Source organism: Gemmatimonadaceae bacterium, assembly GCA_020851035.1.
Classification (GTDB): domain Bacteria; phylum Gemmatimonadota; class Gemmatimonadetes; order Gemmatimonadales; family Gemmatimonadaceae; genus JACMLX01.
This window is the reverse complement of the sequence record JADZDM010000021.1, coordinates 592,613-616,183: the sequence shown is the minus strand read 5'-3', so window position 1 is coordinate 616,183 and position 23,571 is coordinate 592,613. Positions and strand designations below refer to the sequence as shown.

Sequence of the window (23,571 nt, the reverse complement as noted above, 5' to 3'; positions counted from 1 at the left end):
TCATCGTGACTCGCGTGCCTTGAGGGTGGCAACCATGCGCTTCAGCTCTGCCAGTTCGCTCGCCGAGACCGGGCGTGCCTCGAGGGCACGCATGGCCAGTTCCGCCGCGGACCCGTTGAACGTGGCATCGATCAGGCGGCCGACGTGCTGTCGCACGGTGGCGGCTTCGGTGACGATCGCCTCGAAGACATGCTGCTTCCCCGTGTCGTCACGGCGCACGAGGCGCTTTGCGTGAAGGTTCTGCAGCAGCTTCAGCGTCGTGGTGTAGCCCACGTCCGAATCGTGATACAGCGTGTCATGCACCGCGCGCACTGTGGATGGGCCCTGGTCCCAGAGCACGCGCAAGGCGGCCAGTTCGGCTTCGGTCGGTGGCATGCTGGATCGCATGGCACCATCATGTACGATGGGCATCGTAGGTGTCAAGCCTCGAGCGCGGGTGCACCTGGCGGGGCCGGGGATCGCACGGGCTCCCCGGGGCCGACGGGGGCCGCTGGATCGCCACGGGAGGCCGCGGGCCAGGCCCGCGCGACCTCGGAGTCAGCGCCCCGGCAGGGAGCCTCCGTCTCGCGTCGTGAAACGCCAGCGCGCCGCAGGAACGTCATCCAGGTCACGCAGTGATGCACACCCTGGCACCAGGCGGAAGATCCGCGTGAGGGCATCCAGCGCCTCGCCCGTCCACGGATCATTCCGGCGGTCGGAGCGGCCGGCCAACGCCTGCACCGTGTCGCGCGTCACACACTCGCCCGTGCGGGCATGCACGTGTTCCGCAAATTCCCCAAGCGTTGCGCTCGGCTCCGGCCACGCGAGAATCGCATCGGCCAGCAGCCGACTCGCGAGTCGACACCGCCGTGGCAGCCGCAGGTCGCCGGCCTGACGGAGCAGCTGGGCAGGGCTGAGTGACTGGTTCATGTCGACGGTGTGCCGGCGTACGCGCAGCAGGTGGATGCGCGCCGCGGCGTTCCTCGCGGTTGAGTGCTCTCGGATGATGGCGTGCGCAGGTAGCACGGGAATACTCCATCGCGGCAGTATGGGTCACGCGAGCGCGCTCGCAGCCGAACGCGCCGGCACCGAAGCGGCAACGGGCTCCCCGGGCGGGGCCGTTCCGGGTGGACGGTGTGTGGCGCCGCGCGCATACTTGTCAGCGGCGTTGCGCGTCACTGCTGGCAGCCCGGGCACACCCACTCACCGTCTCGCGAGCGGCATGCGAATCCTGGTCACCGGTGCGTCCGGCTTTGTCGGGGGTGCCTTCGTGCGTCGCTTCGCAGACCGCAAGGATCTGCACCTGACCGGACTGGGGCGACGGGAGTGCAACCTGCCGCGCTACCACCGGGTGGACCTGACCCTGCCATTCGACCTGCCGGATACGCCGGACGTCGTGATCCACGCCGCCGCGCGGGCATCACCGTGGGGCACGCCCGCCGAGTTCGACCGGCAGAACGTCCGTGCCACGCAGCATGTGATCGACTTCTGCCGGCGGCGCGGCCATCCGCGACTGATCTATGTGTCATCCAGCTCGGTGTTCTATCGCAACGCCCATCAGCACGCGCTGACCGAGTCGAGCCCGATCGGTCCGACGTTCGTCAACGAGTACGCGGCGACGAAGTACCGGGGCGAGGAGCTGCTGCGCGGCTACGAGGGTGAGTCTGTGGTGCTCCGCCCACGCGCGGTTTTCGGGCCGGGGGACACGGTGCTCTTTCCGCGCGTGCTCGCGGCCGCACGGAAAGGAGTATTGCCACTCCTGGTGGGGTCGAGCGAGGTCGTCGTCGGCGACCTGATCTTCATCGACGTGCTGTGCGATTACCTGTTGCAGGCCGCCACCGCCATGGCCATCAGCGGCAGCTACAACCTGACGAATGCCGAGCCCGTGCCACTGCAGGCGCTGCTGCTCGACGTGCTTGCGCAACTCGGAGTGCGGGCGCCACGGCGCCGGCTGCACATCTCGACCGCGATGCGTGCCGCCGGTGCCCTGGAGTGGCTCTTTCGGGCGCTGCCGCTCCCCGGCGAGCCGCCGCTGACTCGCTTTGGCGTGGGTGTGTTCGCCTACTCGAAGACGTTCGATGTGGCGCGGGCGCTGGCCGACCTCGGCAAGCCAGGTGTGGGGCTGCGGGAAGGCGTGAGCCGCTTCGTCGCCTGGCAGCGGGCGCAATGGCGGCGCTGATTGCCGCGGTGTGCAGCGCCGCATACCTGCTGCTGCTGGCGCTCAAGGGCGCTGGCGTGTGGATCAGCATTCGCGAGAGTCGGCAGCGTGCCCGGCGCGCGGCACCGCCCCCGGCAGACTGGATGCAGTCGGTCTGCGTGCTGCAGCCGATCCTGAGCGGCGATCCGCGACTGCCGGAGGTGCTGGCCGACACTGTCACGGCATTGCCCCATGTGCAGTTTCTCTGGCTGGTCGACCGCAATGATCTTGTCGCGGGCCGCATCGTCAGTGCGATCCGCCGCGCGCACCCGTCCGTCGCCATCGACGTGCAGCACTTCGACGCGGCGCCTCCGGGCGTGAACCCGAAGCTGTACAAGCTTGCGCCTGCGCTCGACACGGTCGCGAGGCCCATCGCCGTCGTCCTGGACGACGATGCCAGGCTGAGCCCGCGGAGCCTGCAGCAGATGGTCACGGAGCTCGACGATGCAGATCTCGTGACCGCCTTGCCGTTCTATCGTGACCACGGCCGCGACCTGGGCGCGGGGGTGCTGGCGCAGTTCGTGAACAACAACAGTGCGCTCACGTACCTGTCGCTGCTGCCGGTGATGGCGCCCGTCTCGATCAACGGGATGTGCTACGCGGCGCGGACGGTGCAAGTCTCTGGTGCTGACTCGCTCGCGCCCGTGGTGAGATGCCTTGCCGATGACCTCGCGGTCGCGCAGCTCTTTCGCGGCCGGGGGCGGCGCATCGTCCAGTCCACCGCGCCGGTGGCACTGGAGACCAGTACGCCAACGTTCGGCAGGTACTGGCGGCAGATGCACCGGTGGTTCGTGTTCGCGTGGCTGCTGCTCCGAGATCAGGGGCGCGCGGTGCAATTGCTGATCGTGATCCTGCATGCGGCACCGCCAGCGCTGTTGCTGGTGATGCTCGTCGCCACCGTACTCGCGGGGAGCCCGTTGCCATGGGTCCTCACCGGCATCGTCGTGCTGCTGCGCGCCTTCGTGGTGATCGGAATCCAGCGTGCCCTGACAGCGCGCCATCGGCACCGTGTCGTGCTCTCGCTGGTGTCGGAACTGCTGCAGCCTTTGCACCTGATGCATGCCCTGCTGGATCGGACCATCACCTGGCGCACCCGGACGTACCATGTGCGCGCGAACCGGGATTTCTCGGCAGTGTGACATCGTCGGCCGGAGCACGGACCGTGCCCCCCGTCCGCTCGTGATGGCACGCCAGAGCGTTTCTGCCCCCGCCGGCCGCCCGCAACGGACCGTCTGTCGATGACGTCTGCGCTAATACCGCGCTGGTGTGGATGGCTATTCCGCCAGTCTCAATCAACGACGGCGCAGGCTCACACTCGGAACACGGCCTGGCGGCCGAAGGTCAGCGCTCCAACGGGTGACCACCCCCCGCGTCGAGCGGACCAGAGTCAGCAGGTGGCCGCCGTCCGCAACCGTCCGTATGCCATTGGCATTGGTGGTGCGGCCATCGGGGTAACTGCGAAAGGCAACCCGAAGGCCCTGACCCTGCATGCGCGCAGTGCACAGCATCTGCTCGCTGGTCTGGTACCCTTCCACCTCGATGCGACAGCCATCGTCGCCAAGGTGCAGCCGATACGTGAAGGTGATGGGTGACCCCCCAACGGTTCTTCCGGCGTAGTGCTCATAGCGATAGTCACCATACCAGGCGGCAGCGCGAGCGTTGCCCTGCGCTGGCGCGTCAACGGCAACGGTCAGGCTCGACAGGCTGACGAGGCCTGTGTAGATGGTGCGTCTGGCGCATTGGAGTCGAGTTCGCACGGTCCGCCGCCGCTGATGCGGTTGTCGGGACGGGAATTTCGATCGGTGTCGGTTGACGATTCGCCCAGAGTACGACGCGAACGCCCACCCCGCCATGGCAGGACGTGGTGTATGCCGAGCAGTACACACCGTCCATCGATCCGGTGGATCGGGACACCCGATTTCCGCTGGCGTCGATGAGCAAGTGGTTCACCGCCTACGCCGTGATGCAGTTGCTGGAGGCGGGCCGGGTGGACCTGGATGCGCCGGTGACGGCCCATCTCAGGCAGTGGCAACTCCCGGCTGGGCCGTTCGACGCACGGCAGGTCACGATCCGCCGGTTGTTGTCACACACGGCCGGGTTGACGGATGGACTGGGCTTCGGCGACTACCTGCCCAGCGAGGGTCGCCTTCGCCCAGGCGCAGGTGCGGTCCGATGCCGGTGCCAGCGTGCTGCTGCAACGGGCGGCCCTCGATCGCATGCGGCTCCCGCACGGCCGCAAGTTCGGGCTCGACATCCGGGGGCTTGGCGTGGCGCTTTACGCCCCGACGGCCAGCGGCGCGTTCGTGTACGGCCACGATGGCGCCAACGCACCAGCCATCAACACGTCGATGCGGATCAACCCGGACAATGGAGATGCCGTGATCGTGCTGGTCACAGGGCACCCCACGCTGGCTTCCGCGATCGGCAGTGAGTGGACGCTCTGGCAGACGGGAGTCGCGGACGTCCTGTCGACCGGTCGCGCCGTGCGCTCGCATTCGTGCCGTGGCTGCTCGGTCTCGCGACCATGGTCGCGCTGTGGGGGTGGCGGGTGATGCGCCACCGCCGCAGAATTCAGCCGTGACACACACCACCGAACAGAGGAACTTGATGCGACCAGTCCTCGGCGTGCTCGGCGTGATGGTGCTCGCGGCGGGTTGCGCGCATTCCCGGCCGCGGGACGCGCACCTGCCGGCCCGCGAGGCGCTTGCCGCGACGAGTGTCGCGATCCGCGCGGCGTTCGCGCGCGGTGATGTCGATGGCATCATGGCGTATCATCACCCCGATGTGGTGAAGGCCCTCAGCGCCGGGCCGCTGCTCGAGGGCAGCACTGCGGTGCGTGCGAACCTCGTCGCAACGCTCGGGGAGTTTCGCCTGGAGTTCGTGGAGAACCGCACCGAGAGCCTCGTGATCACGGGCGAGACGGCGACGGAGCTGGCGGTGTTCACGATTCGTGGGACGCCGAAGGCAGGTGGCACGTCCTTCGTGTCGCGCGGCCGCGCCATGGTGGTGTACGTGCGCTCGACCGCAAGTCCGTCCGGGTGGGCGTCAATCCGGGAGCTCATCCAACCCGGCGCGCCATAGCGTGCCCGGGTGCGATGTCGTGGCGGCGGCGATCGAGCCGGGCCACTGATCGATCGGGACGGAGCACCTCCTGCCGGCGCTCATCCGTGACGCGCCCGTGCGCTACGACCTGCCCGTCGGAGGCGCGGGCATGGCTGCCGGATCCCCAACGCAGATGAAGGCACCCCAGAAGCGCGGATCAGGATACGCGACCTTCAGCGCCAGCTGCGCGTCACGCAACGCCTCTGCCCGCGGCGTGCCCTGCTGCAGGCGCCGGTAGAAGTCGCACATCAGCTCCTGCGTCTGCCGGTCCGGCACCGGCCAGAGACTGACGATGAGCGTCGCGGCGCCCGCCAGCACGAAGGCGCGGCGCAGCCCGAACACCCCTTCGCCGGCCTGGTAGTCACCGAGACCTGTCTCACACGCCGAGAGCACCACCAGCTCCGTTGCCGTCAGGTCGAGGCCCGAGACGTCCTCGCCATTCAGCAGTGCATCCTCCGCCGCACCGGGCAACTGGCCGCGGGCCAGCCACGTGTTCGCCCCGGCCAGCGCCAGGCCGGAGCGAAGCATCGGGTTGCGCAGCCTGCCCATGAGCCGTGCCACCGGGGCGCCGTCGTCTGGCGCATCCTCGCGATCCGGCAGGAAGAAGCCGTGGGTGGCGAGGTGCAGGATACGCGGCGAGTGGCACGCCTTGATCACGCGTTCCACCGCATCGGCGCCGAAGTGGCACGACGCACCAAGCAGTGCGCCAACCTGCTCACCCTCACGGCGCGTGCCTGGCAGGCGACCGAACGACAGGCTGCCGCGCCTGGCCGATGCCTCGGAGGCGTTGCTGGTGACGGGTGCAGTCGGCGACAGCGACAGGTCGAAGTCCGGATCGGCGAGCACGATCGGTCGAGTCGCCACACCGGAGCGCGCGATGCCGAATCGCAGCACGTCGCGACCCGCACCGACGTAACTGATTGTGTAGTCGTCGATCAGGCGCCGACCTGCTGCCGTCGGAAGGATCTCGAACGGGAGGCGGTTCAGGGCACCGTCGGCCGAGATGAAGAGACGACGGATCTCACCCAGGTCCGGCCGCAGTGGATCGAAGAGTGCGGCGCGGAGCCACGCACCCGCTGCGGCGGACCGGGCGGTGCCCCCTCCCTGTTCCGGCCCACTCACGTCCTCCTCCTCGAGGACGTCGCGCGTCTCGCCATTCCCGGTCACCGACGTGCGCAGGCCGGCAAGCTGCGCCTCGATCGGCTCCACGACGCCGAGATCGTGCAGTGGCACGCGGCCCACGGTGCCGGCGACGAGCACGAAGGCCAGCAGGCGCGGCGCCTCACGCGATTCCCTCGCCAGGTCGACCGGCGCGAACTGCACGAACTCGACCAGCGCCGACCCTGCGGGGAGCGCGGCACGGACCGCGGCAACATCGGCGGTGCGAAGCCTGGCCGCGAGCGCCAGTTCGGGCACGTCACGCGAGAGCGCGATCTCCTGAGTGGTGCGCTGCGCCTCCAGCTCCGTCAGCAGGCGTGTGTGCACCTCGAGGCCTTCCTGACCCGGGCCTGCCAGCGCGAGCTGCGCGATGCGCTCGCGCAACGTGCGCAATGCGAGCAGTGCCTCCGCCTGCGCTGGATGATTGCCGGCGTGAATCGTGCTCCGCTCCGCGCTCAGCGCCTCCACGCCCATGCCCTTGCGGCGCAGCACGTGATCGACCGTGGCGTTCACCGCGGCCGCATCCTGCGGGTCCTGCCGGGAGACGAGTGTCAGCAGCGCATCCAGCGCCGACTCCTGCGCGAGCAGCCGACTGCGCTCGTCCTGTGCCGTGAGTGCAAAGAGCTGGCAGACCATCTCGAGCTCGCCGTCGAGTGCCTCGAGCGTGAGCTGGATGGCCAGTGCGGTGCGATCCGTCGCCGCGTAGAGGCCAGCGAGGCTGCGCAGGGCCGTCCGGATCCTGTGGTCCGTTCCGCGCACCGTGTGGCGCATCATCTCGAGCGCACGCGTGAGCTGCGGCTCGGCGTCGGCGAGGTGACCTTCCAGGCGGTTCAGGTCACCCAGGCCATGGAGGTGGTTGGCGAAGAGAGGATGGTGCTCGCCGAGCGCCGCGCGCAGGGCCGGCAAGGCGGCCTCGAACGTGATGCGTGCCGCCGCCCGGTCCCCACTCGCCAGCTGGATCACGCCGAGATCGCGCAACGAGCGCGCGTAGGCCGGATGCGCCGTCCCGACCGCTCCCTCGATCACGTCGAGCGACGCGCGCATCAGTCGCTCGGCTTCTGCACACTGGTCGCCCGCGAGGTGCACGGCCGCCATCTCGCTGAGCACCTGGCCGTACGCGAGCGAGTGCACGCCGTCCGCGGCGTAGAGGTCGCGGGCCTCGGACAGTGCCATCATCGCGTCTGCGAGATGTCCTGTCTGCCGGTGCAGGTTGCCGAGTCCGTTGAGGGCCTGGGCCAGGTTGTCGGCACGCCCAGGGACTGTCCGGAAGATCTCGATCGCCTGCCGGAACTGCCGTTCTGCCTCCTGGATGTCAGCCATCGCGACACTGATCTCCGCCGACTCCCACAGCGCATTGGCCAGCGAGGCCTCGCCGAGTTCCGGTGTCTCGAGGCAGATGGCAATCGCGCTGATGGCATGTCCCTGGGCCGCGTGAAGCTGCCCGAGCGCACGGCACAGCGATGCCAGCCGGCCGAGCGCGGAGACGCACTCGGCTGACCCCCGTCCGAAGAGCGACTCCGACAGCGTCACCAGCTGCGTCGCGGCTGACTGCCCGTCCGCATAGCGTCCGCAAGCCTCGAGCACGAAGGTGTACTGCGTGAGCATGTGGTGGTGGAACGCGGAGTCCTCTCCCACCCGGACCGCCACCGTGGCCATGTGCTCGTCGAGCACTGCCTCCGCGGCCCTGATCCCTGACGCCGAGAGGTGGTGGTCGACCAGCGCCCGGACCGCGCCGGGGTAGGCGTCATGCATGCCGCCGTCGAGCTGGCGCGAACTCTCGATGAACCGGGTCAGGTAGGGCGCGGCGTGATCGACCTCCCCCGCCTTCAGGAACAGGTCGGCGATGATGAATGTATCCGCGACGAGACGTGGGTCGGGGCCACCGGTGCCGAGCGACAGGATGCGGACGGACTCGGCGAAGTACTGGAGCGAGTCGGGTTCGCGGCCGGAGAGGCAGTAGCAGATCGCGACGGTGCGCAGGAGATCGATGCGGCGCGCGTCGTCCGGCTCGAGCAGCTCGTGCGCGATGGTGAGGGCCTGCTCGGCGCAGGGGACGGCTGCCGCGTAATCATCCGTCGACATGAGCGCGCGGGCACGGGCCCCGAGCGCCTCGGCGTCGGCGAGCGTCGGGTGCGTGGACCGGCCGGACCCGAAGGAGGCGCTCACGGTGTGGCTCGAGGGGGCGCCGCTTCGGGGCACGGGGGCATGGGTCGAAGATGCGGGAGTGCGCGCAGCGCTGGTAGCCATGGCGCGCCGGTGGCGCCGCGAACGATCTCCCACCCATCTTCCGGCATGCCCCTCACACCCGGTGTCGTCCACGCCACGATTGCCCGTCACTTCCTGTCCCACGGCACCGCGCCGTCGATCGCGGTGCTCGCCGAGACACTGGGGGTTGCGGTGGCGGTGATGGCGGAGGCATTGCGGGCCCTCGCGGACGATCACGGCGTCGTGCTGCATCCGGTGAGCGGCGAAATCTGGGCGATGCATCCATTCTCGGCCGCACCGACGGCGTTCTGGGTGGAGAGCGGCGGACGCGGCTGGTGGGGCAACTGTGCGTGGTGTTCGCTCGGGATTGTCGCATTGCTGCGGGCGGACGCCACGATCACCACGTCGCTCGGCGGCGAGTGCACGCAGGTCGTACTGCAGGTCCGCGACGGCGCGGTGACACCCGCGGGCTACTGCGTGCACTTCCCCATCCCCATGGCGCGCGCGTGGGACAACGTGACGTACACGTGCAGTACCATGCTCGTCTTCGCGTCGAGCAGTGCGGTGGACGCGTGGTGTGCCCGGCACGCGATGCCGCGAGGGGATGTGCAGGCACTCGACGTGGTGTGGGCGTTTGCACAGGCGTGGTACGGGCGTCATCTCGATCCGACCTGGACCAAGTGGACCACGGAGGAGGCACGAACCCTGTTCGACCGTTTCGGGTTCACGGGCCCGACCTGGGCGCTGCCGGTCACGGAGGAGCGCTTCTAACCTGCGCGCGACTTGGTGGAGATGTGGCGGCGACCGCATTGTGGTCATGCCGCGCCTTCGGACGGCCGTCAGGGCGCTCGACCACGCTTCCGGCGCGGGAGACCCGCGTGAGTGTCGCATCACAGTCGAGCCGTCCCGCGCGACGGGCTCGATGGCGGGCGGTGCGATGGACCAGGAGTGGTGGACGGGTGTTGTCGCCCGCAGCGCGTGCGTCGACGACACCGACGCTCGCCAGCGCACAGGTGGTGCGCGACTGTGGCGGTGTGCGGATGGTGCGGAATACCGCGCCCATGCACGCGACCAGACCTCCGACGCGCGTCACACGCGGAGACTGGGATCGCCGGGTGACGCAGTGGAGCCGGCGCGGTGCGGCGCGAGGTGGCCGTGCCACCCCGGGCGCTTCGCCGGGCATGGTCACTCGGGCGCTGTTCGCCATGATGCGGCCCGGTCCGCGTGACACGTGAGGGCGAGACGCGTGACCGCAGGGGCACGGTCAGGGTATGTGTCCGGGAGTTGCCTCGGTGCGGCCCTCGGCCGCGTGTCAGACCAGTACAGTGGAGCAGTGTATGCCCCGCAAGTCACTCAGTGTGTTGCTCCTGCTCGGCGCGCTTTCAGGCTGCCACGAGCCGATCGGCCCGGTGGTCCCGTCCGGACTGTTCGTCCTCGAACGCGTGTCGGGGGAGTCCGTCCCTGTGCTGGCGTATGTGGACGCGACGTATCGCTACATCCGTGTCGCCGACTCGCTGGTGGTGCGCGGCGACGGGAATGGGGAACAGGCCACCGTTCAGCGCGTGGAGCGCATCGACGGCACGAGTACGCCGAACACGGTCACGTGGCGTGTGCCGATCCGGTTCGATCGTGCGAATGGGACGATCCGTTTCGGGCGCGGCTGCCCGATCAACGCCAGTTGCGCCGTCGCGGATCCGGTGCCGGTCACGATCTCGGCAGGTGGCCTGGCGTTCACCATCGACGGCGGGCGGCATGAATACCGGAGCGCAGCGCCGGCGCCCTGACCGGCCAAGGTCGTGGCACACCCTGTCTGGCACTCAGGCAGGCAGCCATGATGTGTGTGCCCGTCGCGGGATGCGGACCTGACGCCCGTGGCCCGGGCGGGGTTCCGCCTGGGCGTGGTGGCAATGCGGTACGCGTCGCGCAACGGAGCTACGTTGTCGACGTCGCAAACCTCACCCACCGGCATGGAGCGCCCCGATGACGAAGGTCACCCCCTTCCTGATGTTCAACGACCAGCTCGATGCGGCCGTGGCATTCTATACGGCCACCTTCCCGGACTCGGAGATCCGGAACGTTGCGCGCAGCGGGAGCGACGGCCCGGTGACGTCGGCCGAGTTCGTCGTCGGCGGGCAGTCCTTCATGGGGTTCAACGGCGGGTCGTACTTCACGTTCTCCAACGGCGTCTCGTTCTACGTGGATTGCGCGAACCAGGCCGAGGTGGACCGGTACTGGGACGCACTCGTCGGGGCCGGTGCGACACCGATGCAGTGTGGGTGGATCCAGGACCCGTTCGGCCTCACCTGGCAGATCGTGCCGCGACGCTTCATGGAGCTGATCCGCGACACGGACCCGCGACGTGTGCAGGCGGTGATGGCCGCGATGATGACGATGGAGAAGCTGGATGTCGCGGCGCTCGAACACGCGGCCGACACGGCGTGACGACACCCCGTGGTGCACGCCGCTCATGTGCACTGCCTGCCGCGCCGCCGCGCCTCACCGCAGCGCGAAGAGCTCCTGATGGAAGCGCGCACCGACATCCAGGCCGGCACCGGCAAAGTCGCGCCGCAGGATGGTGCCAAGCGCCGCCGGCCCGCAGTACCAGATGCTCGTGCCGCGCCATGCCGGCACGGCGGCGCGGATCCTGTCACCGCTGAGGAAGCCATCGCGCCTGTCGACCAGCAGGTGCAGGTGGACGCCTGCGGCGCTGGCATCCGCGGTGAGCTTCGCGAAGGCGTCGGGATCCTCGTCCGCGGTGGCGTGAAAGAGGTGGATCGACTGGCCGGTTCGTCGCGCAGGGTCGGCAAGGAGCGCCATGCGCGCCAGGAACGGTGAGATGCCGATCCCGCCGCCAACCCAGACTTGGCCGGGGCAGTCATCCGCGAAGGTGAAGCACCCGTAGGGTCCCTCGATCGTCACGGGCTGGCCGACGTGGAGCGTGTCGCGCAGGTGGCTGGTGTGGTCACCGAGCTCCTTGACCACGAACTCCATCCGTCGCGTCGAGGGCGTCCAGGCCGACGCGAAGGTGTAGGGATGCGCCCCTTCGGTGGTGTCGGAGGTGACGAATGCGAACTGCCCCGGCTCGTGCCCGTGCCATCCCTCCGCCACGGTCACGGTGATGTCGAGCGTCCGCACGCCGGCGAAGTAGCGCATGGACTCGATGACCCCGCCGACCTTGCGGCCGGTCGCGACGCGCCCGCTGAGCACCAGCGTCGCCGCCACGACACCCGCTGCCATCAGCGGCACGACGAGCAGGCCCACGGGCGAGCGCCAGTAGGTGAATGTCGTGAGCACGACGGAGTGGCAGACGAGCCCGAGATAGCAGGCCGCGAGGATGCGGTGCGTCCTGCGAAAGAGCCGGTAGGGCACACGCTGCACGAGGGCCACGACGATCAGCAGCACCGATGCGTAGAACATCCACTCGCCAACCGACTCGGCGGCACCGCGATACTCCATCAGCCAGCGCTCGACCGGATCGGCGTGTGGCACGCGCGGGGCGTGTGCGCCACGCTCCAGCAGCCCCAGCGCGCTCGCCCATTTCGGCGCGTTGGAGGACATCCAGTGCAGCAGTGCCGTGACGAGGGCCGTGATGCCGAGCCACTTGTGCAGCCGGTACATCTTGTCGAGCCCACCCAGTCGCTGTTCCGGCCAGCGCGGTCGGGCCGCCATCACCATCGCGATGCTCATGACGGCGATCGTGAGGAGGCCGCTGTACTGGACGAGCAGGTTGCGGATCGGCACGAACCCGGTGACGGTGAACAGCGCCGGCTCGGCGGTCATCCAGGCGAGGGTGACCGCCGCGACGAGTGCCCACCACGCCCACGTGATTCGCTGCATCGGCGCTGCCTGGACCGGGATGCCGGGCGGGGGCACAGGCGCCGGTCCGGCGATCGGCGAGGGCCGTGCGCCGGTGTCGTCACGCGAGGTGCCATCTGATCGCCCTGCAGCGGCGTGTTGCCGTGCGTGCCTGATGCCGCTGCATCAAAGCTGCGGGAACATCGGTGGGCGCAGCAGCGTCGGATTGTACGTAAGGCATTCGCGTCCGCGCCACCGTCCGACACACGTCGCGATCGGCGGTTTTCAGCGCCCGGCGGCCCACAGGAGGAGAGTCGGCCCGAAGACCGGGCGTATACAGGCCGGCGCAGAAAACGGGTCGGGTGCTGCTGCAGGACTCGTCCCGGCGGCAGCGGCCCGACCCGCGCCTCCAGAGTGTCAGGCCGCGTTCGCTGCCGAGTGCTGCGGTTCGTGTTCGCGCGCGCCATGCACCGCGTCGAGCACGCCGTCTCTGACGGCCTGGGCGACGAGCTGCGATCCCAGCGGCGTGAAGTGGAACTGGTCGATGTAGGTGGCCGTGGACGGCTCGAGGTGCGCGTTGACGTTCACGGTCGGCACGCCGGCCCGCTCGGCGACGACGACGACGCGCTCGTCGAGCTGGCGACAGAGCTCGGCGACGACCTGGTGTGAGAAGAACGTGTCACAGGGCGTCATGTAGGCGTCGCCGATGCTGCCGTTCCAGAACTGCGCCACCTCCTCCTCGGAGTACTCCGCCTTCTCGAACCAGGGCTGCCGCACCACGACCACGTGCTCGACGTGCTCCAGTGCGCGGTCGACGAGGCTCTCGAGGCGCTCCTCGAAGCGTTCCATGACGAGCGACGCATCCGGCACATCGGTGATGGTGCGGGCCTCGGCGCGCATCCTCCGTGCGGCGCCGTAGCGCTTGCCGAAGTTCGTGCGGGTCCAGCCCTTCGCTTCGCGGTGCCGCCGATAGAGCGTGGCGAGTGCGAGCTGCTTCGGCTTCCAGCCGAACCGGATGTCCGGGCGCTCGGCGAACGCATCGTCGATCGGCAGCAGGTCGGGCAGCTCGTGCACGGGGGCACCGAGTGCGAGCCAGCGCAGGATGTCGCTCGCGCCGACCATCACGACCAGCACGTCGAGCCCATCCTCCTGCGGCAGCACCTTCGACAGCATGTAGTCGAGCGTGGCGCTGTCGATGCTGGACTTCCCGATGTTGCCAACGTGCACGGGACGGTCAGCGAGCTCGGGTGCCGACTGCAGCTGGCGCTGCATGATGGACGGCCAGGCGACCTCCTGGTCGAGCAGGAAGCAGCTCACGGCGCTGCCACCGGCGACGAGCACGCGGAAGGTCCGCGGGTCTGCCGGACGCTCGCCGCCGCGCTCGCCGTGCGAGTTCACGGCATGGGCAATGTGCTGGTCCAAGGTTGGAAGCGTCTCATGATGAAGGCTCATCCGGTCCACGCGGCCGGGAGCCAGCACCCGGTAGGGACTGCGGCGCACGTGGCGTCGCGCGAAGAGTTCTGCACAGACGGCGAGGGTGAGGCCACCCAGCATCGGGAGGAGGAAGCTCATCATTTAGCGAACCGGGCGCGAACCTGCGCAAAGGAGTTTCCGAGGTATTTATCGCCTCGAACGATGACGCCGAACCAGAGAGCGACGCAGAGAACAGCAGAAGTCGTGCCCGCTACGGCCAGCTCGACAAACGTCCGTGCATCCAACCCGACACGGAACGCGTAGAGCACTGCCATGACGGGGACGGCGGCGATGCCGGCCCGCCCATACACGTACCGGAAGTACGTCGCGAAGGGCAGTTGAATCGCACGGCAGGTGACGGACGCGAGGTAGATGGCATAGGCCGCATTCGGGATCGCGGTGCCGAGTGCGACGCCGGCGATGCCGTACTTCTGGGCAAGCGTGATGCTCAGAATGAGATTGCTGACGCCCGCGACGAGGAACCCCATGGCGGGCTTGTTGGGCATGCCGAGCCCGATGAGCATGGGCTGCGAGACGGCCCTGACCGGCAGGTAGACCAGGTAGCTGGTCATGAGGATCTGCAGGACGCGTCCGGCGGGCTCCTCGAAGGTCGGTCCGACCCACCAGGCGAGGAACCGCGGGCCGAGGACGATGAGGAAGAGGCCGCCGATCATCGAGAGGCCGAGGGCGATCTTCGACCACTTGAGGAAGAGCTCGCGCAGGCCGTCGTGATTGCCCTCGGTCTGGAGCCTGGTCGTCATGGGCATGACCACCGAGGCGATGCCGACCAGGAACTCGATGTAGTAGAGGGCGAGGTTGTTGGCGACGGCGAAGAACGCGATCTGCCCGACGTGGAGGAACCGGCCGATCACGAGGGCATCGGTCTGGTAGCTGAGCTGGGCCCCGACGCTCAGCACCATCACGAAGAGGCTGAACCCGAGGATCTCCCGGAGCGTGGTCCAGCGGAGGGCGCCGAACCGCAAACGGATGTGTGGGTACTTCCGTCCGATCATGGCCCAGGCGAGCGCGAACTCGAGCACCAGTGCCACGCCCTGAATGGCGGCCACCACGATCACGCTCGGCCACCAGCGGAGGAGGGCGAACGTGGCGACGAAGCGGAAGAGCGTCGTGGTCGCGAGGACCGTGTTGGAGCCAACGAACTCGTGATGCGCCGAGAAGATCGCGTACGGGAGCTGGAGGACGAAGCCGGCGGCGGTGGTGCCGATCACGATCGCGAAGGCGGCCTGCGCGTGCGACTGGAACTCCGCCGGGATCTCGAAGAGGCGGGTGAGGGCGAAGTAGAGGCCAACCCCGACCGCCACGCAGATCGCGCCGAGCAGGAGGTACAGGCTGGCGAAGCTGGCGATGTAGTCGTTGAGCTTTGCGTGATCCTTCTCGGCCGCCGCCTTGGCCATGAACCGCGCGCTGGCCGCAGGGACACCGAGGATCATGAGCGCCATGTACCCGGTGATCGAGCCGATGAGGATCCAGACGCTGTACTGCTCCGTGCCCAGCATCCGGATGGTGTAGGGCATCAGCACGAACGCCGTCGCCATCTTGAGCAGGGCCAGCGCCCAGTTGGCCCCGATGTTCTTCAGCATCGCGTCAGGAGTGCACGTGGCAGGACCTGTTCATCCGCACCGAGCGGTCCGGGGTGCGGGCAAGCCATGTACGTGCAGGCATCAGGCGGCGTTCAGTGAGTGAGTTCTAATTCTGGATGTTTCCATCTCTTGGTCGGCGGTGCACGAAGTGCGCCCGTGCCAGAGGGACGAGGCGTTGACACATCAGGTCACGAAGCCGCGAGGGACGGGTGACGCGGCGGGCGCGGCGTGACCGTACCGGACGGGGTGGTGCATCGCCGCCGGCATCGATGGACTTCCGGGTCTGGTGAATCAGGGACGGGCGCGGACGGCGGGCGCGACCTCGCGGCGACCGGCGTCGCGTGCCGGTTTCCGGCGCCCGAGGGGAGGTGGGATTTGCCGCTGGCCTGCTCGCACGTGTAGAGTGCGGACCGCAGTGATGCCGGGGAGCCACACCACCTGTGGCGTCCGAACTGCGACATCCATGTCCGCTGAACCGTGCCTGACCCGCTCCCCGTCCGACTGCGATTCCTGCTGCTGGCCGTGCTGACGATGGCGGTCGGGTTGTGGGTGCACCGCGGGGGCGGGACGTCGCCGGCAGTCCGGGACGTGCTCGGGGATGCCCTCTGGGCGATGATGATCGCCTGGGGGATGGGGACCCTCGCACCGGGATTGTCGCCGGGGCGTCGCGCGGTCCTGGCCCTGGCTGTCTGCGCGGCGGTGGAGCTCAGCCAGCTCCTGCACAGCCCCTGGCTGGACGCCGTACGGCGGACGGCGGCCGGCCGGCTGGTGCTCGGCAGCGACTTCGACGGGCGCGACCTGCTGGCCTACGCGGTCGGGGTCGGCGTGGCGTGGGGGCTGGAACGGACGCTCCGGTCGGGACGGCGCTGACGCGCGACCCGGCCGGCCTCGGCCTCGTAGCCTCGATCGGCACTCCACCCAGGACCCGCCCGCCGCGCACCGCCGCGTGTCACGAACGTGTCACGGCCGCGGCGGTCTGCGTGTGTCATCGGGGCGGAACGTCGTGCCGTCATGTCACGGCCCGGTAACAGCGCAGTGACAGCCTTCGCCCGTGCAACGGTCCTGTTACGTCTGTGTCACGATGACAGGACACTCCCGCCCCGCTCGTTGTCGCCGTTTTCTGGCAGCCGCTGGTCTCCTGTCGCTCGCCGCCGCCCCCGTATCCGGTGCGCAGGACTCGGTGCCGCGCACGGCGCCACCGCCGGCCAGGCCGTGGTACGAGAAGATCAGCGTGCGCGGCTACGGACAGGTGCGCTACAACCGCCTGCTCGAGACGAACCCGCAACTGGCCTGCGAGCAGTGCGACCGCAGCTGGGGTGACCTTGGCGGCGTGTTCATCCGCCGCGCGCGCATCATCTTCTCGGGCCAGGTGCACCGCCGCGTGTTCGTGTACCTGCAGCCCGACTTCGCCAGCTCGGCCGGCACCACCAACCATCTCGGCCAGCTCCGCGACTGGTACGCCGATGTCGGCCTCGATGCCCGCAACGAGTTCCGCGTGCGCATCGGCCAGAGCAAGGTGCCGTTCGGCTACGAAAACATGCAGAGCAGCCAGAACCGGCTGCCGCTGGACCGCGCCGATGCGACGAACAGCGCCAGCGCGAACGAGCGGGACCTCGGTGCGTTCGTCTACTGGGCGCCGGCGCGGGTGCGTGAGCGACTGCGCACGCTGGTGAGCGAGGGGTTGAAGGGAAGCGGCGACTACGGTGTGCTGGCGCTCGGCGTGTTCAACGGGCAGACCGCGAACCGTGCCGAGGCGAACAACGGGCAGCATGTCGTGGCGCGGGTGGCATACCCGCTCCGCGCCGGGCACCAGGTGATCGAGCCTGCGGTGGCCGCCTACACCGGCCGGTACGTCGTGACCGCCGACCAGCGCAGCACGGGCGTGAAGGGCCGCCGCGACTGGAACTACCGTGACGAGCGCATGGTGGCATCACTGTCGATCGCGCCGCAGCCGTTCGGGGTGCTGGCCGAGTGGAATGCCGGGCGCGGTCCCGAGTTCAATCCTGCCACCGACAGCATCGAGACGCGCCGGCTGCGCGGGGGATTCGTGACCGCGACCTACCGTGTGCGGTCGGGGACGCAGCTCTTCTTCCCGTTCGTGCGCTACCAGGTGTACGACGGCGGCAAGAAGCAGGAGCGCGATGCCCGCAGCTACCGCGTGCGTGACGTGGAGGCCGGGGTGGAGTGGCAGCCGTCACCGGCGTTCGAGCTGACGGCGGAGATGTACTGGGGTGACCGTCGCTTCGAGGACTTCCAGCGGCAGGCCAACACGCAGCGCGGACGGCTGCTGCGGCTGCAGGCGCAGTTCAACTACTGAGTGCTGCCCGCGGGCGGCCGGGACAGGTGCGGTGCGGCACGCTATCATCAGGTGTCCGCACGGGTCCGCGTCCCGCACCTGCCCTGACCGTCGACGACACCTGCCATGCCGTTGCTGCTGCGCACCGCCGCCTTCCTCCTGTGGACCGGCTTCGCCATCCACGACCTGACGCAGGCCGGCTTCGATCCCGCCGCGCAGCTCGGGGCAGGGTACGTGGCGCGCACGGAGCCGGCGCGCCTCACGATGCTCTGCGCCGAGTGTGCCGGTGCACCGATGCTCGACGTGCGGCTCGGACGGCAGGATGACGGCACCGAGGGTCGCGTGCGCGCTGGCACGACGACGATGGCGGACCTCGAGGCGGTGTGCCGGTCGCGGTCACCGTCCTGCCGCATCGAGGCGGTGCGTGTGGCGCCGGCGGTGGGATGGATGAGCAGCTACCGCTTCGGCGAGCAGTACGCACACACGGTGATCGTGCTGCGCGATGGCGACCTGCTGACGATCCGGTCCCTCGCCGCCGACTCCGTGGTGGCGCGGCGGAATGCGGACCTGCTGGTGGCGCGGCTGGTGCCGGCCATCGTGGGGCCCTGATCGCGCGACCGCGCCGGACGCGCACACTGCGGCAGGGGCACACCGCGTAGTTTCCGCCGCCATGCGCAGTCCATCCCTCCGCGTGCTGCTCGCCCTGGCCCTCGGCCTTGCCCTCGGCATGCTCGTTGCCTGCGGGGCCGGTGGTGCCTCGTCGACGCTGGTGGCGGTGGCGGACGTGGTCGGCACGCTCTGGACCAACGCCATCCGCATGACCGTGATCCCGCTGGTGACCGCACTGACGATTGCGTCGGTGGCCGACACCGCGGCCACGGCCGACCTGCGTCGCGCGATGGGCCGGGCCTTCGCGGTGTTCGTGGTGCTGCTGGTGGCGGGCGGCGTGCTGGCGCTGGTGATCGGTGAGCTGGCGTTCGCCGACTTCGTGCTGCCGGCCGACGTGGCAGCGCGGGTGCGTGAGACGGCGGCGCCGGCGGGACGCACGCCGACAGTGCCGACGCTGGGACAGCGGATCATGGAGATCGTCCCGTCGAACCCGGTGAAGGCGGCGGCCGATGGCGCGTTGCTGCCGCTGGTGGTGTTCGCGCTCGCACTGGGCTTCGGCGTGAAGCGGATCGCGGCAGACCGGCGCGCGGCGGTGATCACGCTCTGCCGCGGCATTGCCGACGCGTTGCTGGTGGTGGTGGGCTGGGTGGTGGCGGTGGCGCCGCTGGGCGTGTTCGCACTCACGTTCGCGCTCGGCGCACGGCTCGGTGTGTCGAGCGTGGGTGCGCTGGCGCGCTACATCGCGACGCTGTCGCTGGTGCTGGTGGTGTTCACGCTGCTGCTCTATCCGGCGGTGATGCTGGCGGTGGGAATGCCGCTGCGCCGCTTCCTCGCGGCGGCGGCACCGGCGCAGGCACTCGCGGCGGGATCGCGGTCGTCGCTGGGCGCGCTGCCGCTGATGATCCGTGCGGCACAGGAGAAGCTGGGTCTCGATGCCACGGCGAGCGGCTTCGTGCTGCCGCTCGCGGTGTCGATCTTCCGCGTGAACGTGCCGATGGCCTGGGTGGTCGGCGTGATCTTCCTCGGAAAGCTCTATGGCGTCGAGGTGAGCGTGGTGACGCTTGGCCTGGTGATCGTGACCAGTACGCTGCTGAGCTTCAGCGTGCCCGGCATCCCGTCCGGCAGCCTGTTCATCCTCGCGCCGGTGCTGGTGGGCCTCGGCTTGCCGGCGCAGGCGGTGGGGATCCTGATCGCGGTGGACGTGATCCCCGACATCTTCAAGACGACGGCGAACGTGACCGCGCACCTCGTTGCGGCTGCGGTGGCCAGTGGTCCGGCGGAACCGGCGCCGCGCGCGACTGCGTCCTGATCGCGCGCGGCGTGCGGCCGGCGGTCAGGGGGTGGGCATGGCCGCGTTGCACTCGATCTCGAGCTTGGCGCCCGGGACGACGAGGCCCTTCACGATGACCGTGGTGCGCGCGGGCGGGGCCGACGTCCAGAAGGTGCGATAGACCTCGTTCATGCCGGCGAAGTCGGCACCGTCGATGATGAACACCGTGCACTTGGTGGCGTGGGCCATGGTGGTGCCGGCCGACTCGAAGACCCGCTTGATGTTCTCGAGCGTGGAGCGGGTCTGGGCCTGGATGGTGGTGTCGGTGCCGCGAGAGGGGAGCTGGCCGGCGGCGTAGACCATGTTGCCGACGCGGATGGCCTGGGAGAGGATCGGTGATGGCGGGCCGATGGCCTCCCGCGCCTGGGCGCGAGCCGGCGCCGCGCCGAGGGCGATGACGGCGGCGATGACGGCAGCACGACGGATGGAGGAGAACGTGGAACGGTGCATGGGGCCTCGTGGTCAGCGGTGGTCGGTGCCGGCGGCGGCGGGGAAGGCGAGCAGGATCGAGGCGAGGGCCGTGCTGTCGGACGAGACGCGTCGCGTGCCGACCGGCAGTCCGTTCACCTTCATCAGGTAGGCGACGATCGACGCGTAGGTGCCCTGCGTGAGCGTGCCCGGCTTGTTCTGGGGCATGGTCGAGCGGATGCGCTCGAAGAGGTCGAATGCACTCTTGCCGCGCCAGGCGAGCCGGAAGTCGGGGTTGGTGAGGTTGCCGGTGGCGTGACACTCCATGCACACCGAGCGGAACCACTGTTCACCGACATCGAGCTGTCGTGCGGCGGCCGCGGCGAGCGAGTCGGCGTCGGCCTGCGCATCCTGCGCCCGGGCGATCGCGGGCAGCAGGGCGAGCGAGACCGTGGCAAGCAGCAGTCGGGAGGTGCGGCGCGGAGGCATCGGGCCGGAAGCTGGAGCGGGTCTCCACAGCGGGCAAGGCCACGCCGCGTGCGCCTCGGTGTCTGATTGCGCAGCCCTTCCTTGCAGGCGAGCTTGCCAGCCGGAGGTCTTTCCGCCGTACCGCGCACTCCAGCCAAGGACCCGCCTGCGATGTCGGACGCCCATGACCCGCTCGGCACGCCCGTGCCGCGCCGCGACTTCCTTCGCCTTGCCGGACTCGGCACCGGCGCACTGCTGGCCGGTGGACTGCCGGCGACCGCCGGCGCGGCGGCGGGCCCGGCGCCCGCCACGACGATGGGCGCCGGACGTGCCCGCGCCTCGAGCCACGTGATCGTGGTGGGTGCGGGGGCGTGGGGCGCCTTCACTGCCCTGAACCTGCGCCGCGCCGGCCACCGGGTGACGCTGGTGGACCAGTACGGCGCGGCGAACTCGCGCGCGACGAGTGGTGACGAGACGCGCGGCATCCGCTCGTCGTATGGTGATCGCACGGTGACGCCCGAGCTGTGGACCGACTGGGCGCGGCGGAGCATCCGCAAGTGGCGGGAGTTCGATGCGGAGCACGGGCGGCGGTTCGGCACGCGCTTCTACTACACCACCGGCGACGTGATCCTGCGCGAGAAGCCGGAGGCGTTCACCACGCGCACGCAGGAGCTGTGGACGGCGCAGGGGGTGCGGTTCGAGACACTGTCGGCCGAGGAGGCGACGCGCCGGTGGCCGCAAATTGCGTCGGCGGGGCACCAGGTGGTGCTGTACGAGCCGGATGCCGGCGTGGCGCGGTCGCGGGACGCGGTGCAGGCGGCGGTGGCGATCGGCCGGGATGCGGGGGTGGGGTTCCGCATCGGGCGGGTGACGCCGGGCGCGGTGTCGGGCGGCCGGATGGACGGGGTCACGCTGGCCGACGGCACGAAGTTGACAGCAGACTCATATGTCTTTTGTTGCGGGCCGTGGATGGAGAAGGTGCTGCCGGTGGCGATGAAGAACCGGATGCGGGTGCCGATGGGCCACGTGTGTTACTTCGGGGCGCCGGTGAACGACGAGCGCTTCAGCGCGCCGAACATCCCGAGCTGGAACGTGCCGGGCGTGACCGGGTGGGCGTCGCTGCCGGCGGACAGCTTCGGCTTCCGGGTGCGCGGCTCGATCGCGCCGCCGCCGCCGCCGCGCGCCGCAGGTGACGACGACACGCCGCCCCCGCCCCCGCCGCCGCAGGCCTCCCCCGACCCGCGTCAGCAGGATCCCGACCTCAGCTCGCGCTGGTCGAACCAGGAGCGCATCGACGGCTCGCGCCGCGTGCTGCAGAAGTACTTCCCTGCGATGGCCGACGCCCCGCTGCTGGCCACGCGCGCCTGCCACTACGAGAGCAGCGTGAACCGCAACTTCATCGTGGACCACGTGCCCGGGGCCGACAACGCCTGGATCGCCGGGCTGGGCCAGGCGGAGGGGTTCAAGTTCTCGATCGTGCTGGGCGAGTACATCGCGAAGCGGGTGACGGGTGATGCCGGTGACCCGGTGATCGCGGCGGCGTTCAGGTGGCCGGAGAAGGAGTACGAGCCGACGTTGCCTGGCCAGCCGCGGCGGGAGTGGGAATGATGCAGATCCTTCGGGCAGGTCTCGTCGCGACGCTGCTGCTGGCATGCGCGACACCGCGTGCCGCTGGGGCGCAGGGCGCCGCCGCACCGCAGAACGAGTTTCCCAACCCCTATCGCACCGTCGAGGGGTGGGCGAAGATGCCGGCGGGACGCACCTGGGGCAGCACCAGTGCCGTCGCGATCGACAAAGATGGCGAGAGCGTGTGGGTGGCCGAGCGCTGCGGGCAGAACAGCTGCGTGGGATCGGACCTCGATCCCGTGCTGCTCTTCGACCGCAACGGGACGCTGGTGCGGTCGTTCGGGAAGGGGATGGTGAACTGGCCGCACGGCATCCATGTGGACCGTGACGGCAACGTCTGGATCGTGGACGGGCGCGACAACAAGGCGGTGGTGCCGCGCAACGCCCCGGCGGGCACGCCGGCGCCACCGATGCCGTCACGGGTGTTCGGGCACCAGGTGCTGAAGTTCTCGCCGCGCGGCGAGCTGCTGCTGCGCCTTGGCACCGACGGCGGAGCGCGCGAGCCGGGCTACTTCTTCCAGCCGAACGCCGTCCACACGGCGCCGAACGGCGACATCTTCGTGGTCGAGGGCCATGCCTCGGGGCCTGACGCCAACGCACGCGTGCTCAAGTTCGACCGCACCGGCCGGTTCCTCACGAGCTGGGGGCGGAAGGGCACCGGCGTCGGTGAGTTCGACCAGCCGCACGCGCTGGCGATGGACTCGCAGGGCCGCCTGTTCGTGGCGGATCGCGGCAACAACCGCCTGCAGATCTATTCGCAGGACGGCCGGCTGCTGGACACGTGGCTGCAGTTCTCACGCATCAGCGGGTTGTTCATCGACGCGAACGACGTGCTGTACGCGGCCGACTCCGAGTCGGGCTCCATCGAGCCCGCGCGTCCCGAGTGGCAGCGTGGCATCCGCATCGGCAGCGCACGCACGGGCGCTGTGACGATGTTCATCCCCGATCCCGTCGCCCAGACGCGCAACACCAGCGCGGCTGAAGGGGTCGCGGTGTCGCGCAGCGGCGTGATCTACGGCGCCGAAGTCGGCCCGCGCGCGCTCAAGCGATACGAGCGGGCGCCGTAACTGCGACAGCAACAGCTTTGACGCAAAGGCGCAAAGGGACGCGAAGGATCCAAAGAGGTCGGTGCGCTGTCCAGCGGTCGCTTGCACTCGAAACGAAGGAGTTGAGGGGAAACTGCGGTGGCTGTTGCCGTTCCCAAAGCATTGACGAGGCCCCGATGCGCAGGGAGGATCGCTCCGCGCACCGGGGCCTCTGTCACAGGCACTTCTTTGCGTCCTTCGCGCCCCTTTGCGCCTTTGCGTCAAAGCCGTTCGCAGTT

The 23,571-nt window shown here is 69.5% G+C and carries 22 protein-coding genes; 14 read left to right on the top strand and 8 right to left on the bottom strand.

What is annotated here, in order from left to right; genetic code table 11:
- The gene (locus IT355_15260; protein ID MCC7054628.1) at nucleotides 1-375 is read right to left on the bottom strand and encodes a BlaI/MecI/CopY family transcriptional regulator; all 375 of its coding nucleotides are present in this window, start codon (nucleotides 373-375) and stop codon (nucleotides 1-3) included.
- Between the two features lie 162 nt (nucleotides 376-537).
- Nucleotides 538-909, bottom strand: a complete 372-nt coding sequence (locus IT355_15255) for a hypothetical protein (GenBank protein MCC7054627.1) — start codon at nucleotides 907-909, stop codon at nucleotides 538-540.
- 340 nt (nucleotides 910-1,249) lie between these two features.
- Between IT355_15255 and IT355_15250 the strand changes: the two genes are divergently transcribed.
- The 5 genes from IT355_15250 (at nucleotide 1,250) to IT355_15230 (ending at nucleotide 5,257) form a co-directional block, all read left to right on the top strand.
- Nucleotides 1,250-2,158 (top strand): NAD-dependent epimerase/dehydratase family protein, encoded by a 909-nt coding sequence (locus IT355_15250; GenBank protein MCC7054626.1) that lies wholly within the window; start codon nucleotides 1,250-1,252, stop codon nucleotides 2,156-2,158.
- The gene (locus IT355_15245) at nucleotides 2,146-3,315 is read left to right on the top strand and encodes a glycosyltransferase (protein ID MCC7054625.1); all 1,170 of its coding nucleotides are present in this window, start codon (nucleotides 2,146-2,148) and stop codon (nucleotides 3,313-3,315) included. The genes IT355_15250 and IT355_15245 overlap by 13 nt, the downstream gene beginning before the upstream one ends.
- Before the next feature lie 255 nt (nucleotides 3,316-3,570).
- Nucleotides 3,571-3,768, top strand: a complete 198-nt coding sequence (locus IT355_15240; protein ID MCC7054624.1) for a hypothetical protein — start codon at nucleotides 3,571-3,573, stop codon at nucleotides 3,766-3,768.
- Between the two features lie 272 nt (nucleotides 3,769-4,040).
- On the top strand, nucleotides 4,041-4,607 hold the full coding sequence (locus tag IT355_15235) for a beta-lactamase family protein (GenBank protein ID MCC7054623.1): 567 nt from the start codon (nucleotides 4,041-4,043) through the stop codon (nucleotides 4,605-4,607).
- 176 nt (nucleotides 4,608-4,783) lie between these two features.
- A complete protein-coding gene (locus tag IT355_15230; protein ID MCC7054622.1) occupies nucleotides 4,784-5,257 on the top strand; it encodes a DUF4440 domain-containing protein in 474 nt (157 codons plus the stop codon).
- Nucleotides 5,258-5,359: 102 nt separating this feature from the next.
- On the opposite strand, the gene IT355_15225 is transcribed toward IT355_15230, so the two are convergent.
- Entirely contained in the window at nucleotides 5,360-8,602 is a 3,243-nt protein-coding gene (locus IT355_15225; protein MCC7054621.1) for a CHAT domain-containing protein, read from the bottom strand.
- 126 nt (nucleotides 8,603-8,728) lie between these two features.
- Between IT355_15225 and IT355_15220 the strand changes: the two genes are divergently transcribed.
- The 3 genes from IT355_15220 (at nucleotide 8,729) to IT355_15210 (ending at nucleotide 11,083) form a co-directional block, all read left to right on the top strand.
- Nucleotides 8,729-9,412, top strand: a complete 684-nt coding sequence (locus IT355_15220; protein MCC7054620.1) for an alkylmercury lyase family protein — start codon at nucleotides 8,729-8,731, stop codon at nucleotides 9,410-9,412.
- 566 nt (nucleotides 9,413-9,978) lie between these two features.
- A complete protein-coding gene (locus tag IT355_15215; protein MCC7054619.1) occupies nucleotides 9,979-10,425 on the top strand; it encodes a hypothetical protein in 447 nt (148 codons plus the stop codon).
- A gap of 196 nt (nucleotides 10,426-10,621) precedes the next feature.
- Entirely contained in the window at nucleotides 10,622-11,083 is a 462-nt protein-coding gene (locus tag IT355_15210; protein MCC7054618.1) for a VOC family protein, read from the top strand.
- A gap of 54 nt (nucleotides 11,084-11,137) precedes the next feature.
- Here IT355_15210 and IT355_15205 read toward each other — a convergent pair whose 3' ends face one another.
- From IT355_15205 to IT355_15195, 3 genes are all read right to left on the bottom strand, one after another.
- Nucleotides 11,138-12,478, bottom strand: coding sequence for a ferric reductase-like transmembrane domain-containing protein (locus IT355_15205; protein ID MCC7054617.1), 1,341 nt, complete (start codon nucleotides 12,476-12,478; stop codon nucleotides 11,138-11,140).
- A 375-nt stretch (nucleotides 12,479-12,853) separates the two neighbouring features.
- Complete coding sequence (locus tag IT355_15200; protein MCC7054616.1) at nucleotides 12,854-14,011, bottom strand: hypothetical protein; 1,158 nt, start codon at nucleotides 14,009-14,011, stop codon at nucleotides 12,854-12,856.
- The gene (locus IT355_15195) at nucleotides 14,008-15,510 is read right to left on the bottom strand and encodes a polysaccharide biosynthesis protein (protein ID MCC7054615.1); all 1,503 of its coding nucleotides are present in this window, start codon (nucleotides 15,508-15,510) and stop codon (nucleotides 14,008-14,010) included. The genes IT355_15200 and IT355_15195 overlap by 4 nt, the downstream gene beginning before the upstream one ends.
- A gap of 477 nt (nucleotides 15,511-15,987) precedes the next feature.
- On the opposite strand from IT355_15195, the gene IT355_15190 reads away from it, so the two are divergent.
- From IT355_15190 to IT355_15175, 4 genes are all read left to right on the top strand, one after another.
- Nucleotides 15,988-16,380, top strand: a complete 393-nt coding sequence (locus tag IT355_15190) for a DUF2809 domain-containing protein (GenBank protein MCC7054614.1) — start codon at nucleotides 15,988-15,990, stop codon at nucleotides 16,378-16,380.
- A 211-nt stretch (nucleotides 16,381-16,591) separates the two neighbouring features.
- Entirely contained in the window at nucleotides 16,592-17,827 is a 1,236-nt protein-coding gene (locus tag IT355_15185) for a porin (protein ID MCC7054613.1), read from the top strand.
- Between the two features lie 105 nt (nucleotides 17,828-17,932).
- Complete coding sequence (locus IT355_15180) at nucleotides 17,933-18,415, top strand: hypothetical protein (GenBank protein MCC7054612.1); 483 nt, start codon at nucleotides 17,933-17,935, stop codon at nucleotides 18,413-18,415.
- 61 nt (nucleotides 18,416-18,476) lie between these two features.
- A complete protein-coding gene (locus IT355_15175; protein ID MCC7054611.1) occupies nucleotides 18,477-19,724 on the top strand; it encodes a cation:dicarboxylase symporter family transporter in 1,248 nt (415 codons plus the stop codon).
- Between the two features lie 24 nt (nucleotides 19,725-19,748).
- Here the strand turns inward: IT355_15175 and IT355_15170 are convergent, their stop codons facing one another.
- A complete protein-coding gene (locus IT355_15170) occupies nucleotides 19,749-20,195 on the bottom strand; it encodes a RidA family protein (protein ID MCC7054610.1) in 447 nt (148 codons plus the stop codon).
- 12 nt (nucleotides 20,196-20,207) lie between these two features.
- Nucleotides 20,208-20,642, bottom strand: a complete 435-nt coding sequence (locus IT355_15165; GenBank protein MCC7054609.1) for a cytochrome c — start codon at nucleotides 20,640-20,642, stop codon at nucleotides 20,208-20,210.
- Nucleotides 20,643-20,792: 150 nt separating this feature from the next.
- Between IT355_15165 and IT355_15160 the strand changes: the two genes are divergently transcribed.
- Entirely contained in the window at nucleotides 20,793-22,229 is a 1,437-nt protein-coding gene (locus IT355_15160; protein MCC7054608.1) for an FAD-dependent oxidoreductase, read from the top strand.
- Nucleotides 22,229-23,314: a hypothetical protein gene (locus tag IT355_15155; protein MCC7054607.1), complete on the top strand. Its 1,086-nt coding sequence runs from the start codon at nucleotides 22,229-22,231 to the stop codon at nucleotides 23,312-23,314. Before IT355_15160 ends, IT355_15155 begins: the two co-directional genes overlap by 1 nt.
- Nucleotides 23,315-23,571 lie beyond the last annotated feature (257 nt).

What these genes read in the sequence shown, in the direction of transcription:
- IT355_15260 (MCC7054628.1), bottom strand. Translation starts at nt 375, where the DNA reads ATGCCACCGACCGAAGCCGAACTGGCCGCCTTGCGCGTGCTCTGGGAC.
- IT355_15255 (MCC7054627.1), bottom strand. Translation starts at nt 909, where the DNA reads ATGAACCAGTCACTCAGCCCTGCCCAGCTGCTCCGTCAGGCCGGCGAC.
- IT355_15245 (MCC7054625.1), top strand. Translation starts at nt 2,146, where the DNA reads ATGGCGGCGCTGATTGCCGCGGTGTGCAGCGCCGCATACCTGCTGCTG.
- IT355_15230 (MCC7054622.1), top strand. Translation starts at nt 4,784, where the DNA reads ATGCGACCAGTCCTCGGCGTGCTCGGCGTGATGGTGCTCGCGGCGGGT.
- IT355_15220 (MCC7054620.1), top strand. Translation starts at nt 8,729, where the DNA reads ATGCCCCTCACACCCGGTGTCGTCCACGCCACGATTGCCCGTCACTTC.
- IT355_15215 (MCC7054619.1), top strand. Translation starts at nt 9,979, where the DNA reads ATGCCCCGCAAGTCACTCAGTGTGTTGCTCCTGCTCGGCGCGCTTTCA.
- IT355_15210 (MCC7054618.1), top strand. Translation starts at nt 10,622, where the DNA reads ATGACGAAGGTCACCCCCTTCCTGATGTTCAACGACCAGCTCGATGCG.
- IT355_15205 (MCC7054617.1), bottom strand. Translation starts at nt 12,478, where the DNA reads ATGCAGCGAATCACGTGGGCGTGGTGGGCACTCGTCGCGGCGGTCACC.
- IT355_15200 (MCC7054616.1), bottom strand. Translation starts at nt 14,011, where the DNA reads ATGATGAGCTTCCTCCTCCCGATGCTGGGTGGCCTCACCCTCGCCGTC.
- IT355_15195 (MCC7054615.1), bottom strand. Translation starts at nt 15,510, where the DNA reads ATGCTGAAGAACATCGGGGCCAACTGGGCGCTGGCCCTGCTCAAGATG.
- IT355_15185 (MCC7054613.1), top strand. Translation starts at nt 16,592, where the DNA reads ATGACAGGACACTCCCGCCCCGCTCGTTGTCGCCGTTTTCTGGCAGCC.
- IT355_15180 (MCC7054612.1), top strand. Translation starts at nt 17,933, where the DNA reads ATGCCGTTGCTGCTGCGCACCGCCGCCTTCCTCCTGTGGACCGGCTTC.
- IT355_15175 (MCC7054611.1), top strand. Translation starts at nt 18,477, where the DNA reads ATGCGCAGTCCATCCCTCCGCGTGCTGCTCGCCCTGGCCCTCGGCCTT.
- IT355_15170 (MCC7054610.1), bottom strand. Translation starts at nt 20,195, where the DNA reads ATGCACCGTTCCACGTTCTCCTCCATCCGTCGTGCTGCCGTCATCGCC.
- IT355_15165 (MCC7054609.1), bottom strand. Translation starts at nt 20,642, where the DNA reads ATGCCTCCGCGCCGCACCTCCCGACTGCTGCTTGCCACGGTCTCGCTC.
- IT355_15160 (MCC7054608.1), top strand. Translation starts at nt 20,793, where the DNA reads ATGTCGGACGCCCATGACCCGCTCGGCACGCCCGTGCCGCGCCGCGAC.
- IT355_15155 (MCC7054607.1), top strand. Translation starts at nt 22,229, where the DNA reads ATGCAGATCCTTCGGGCAGGTCTCGTCGCGACGCTGCTGCTGGCATGC.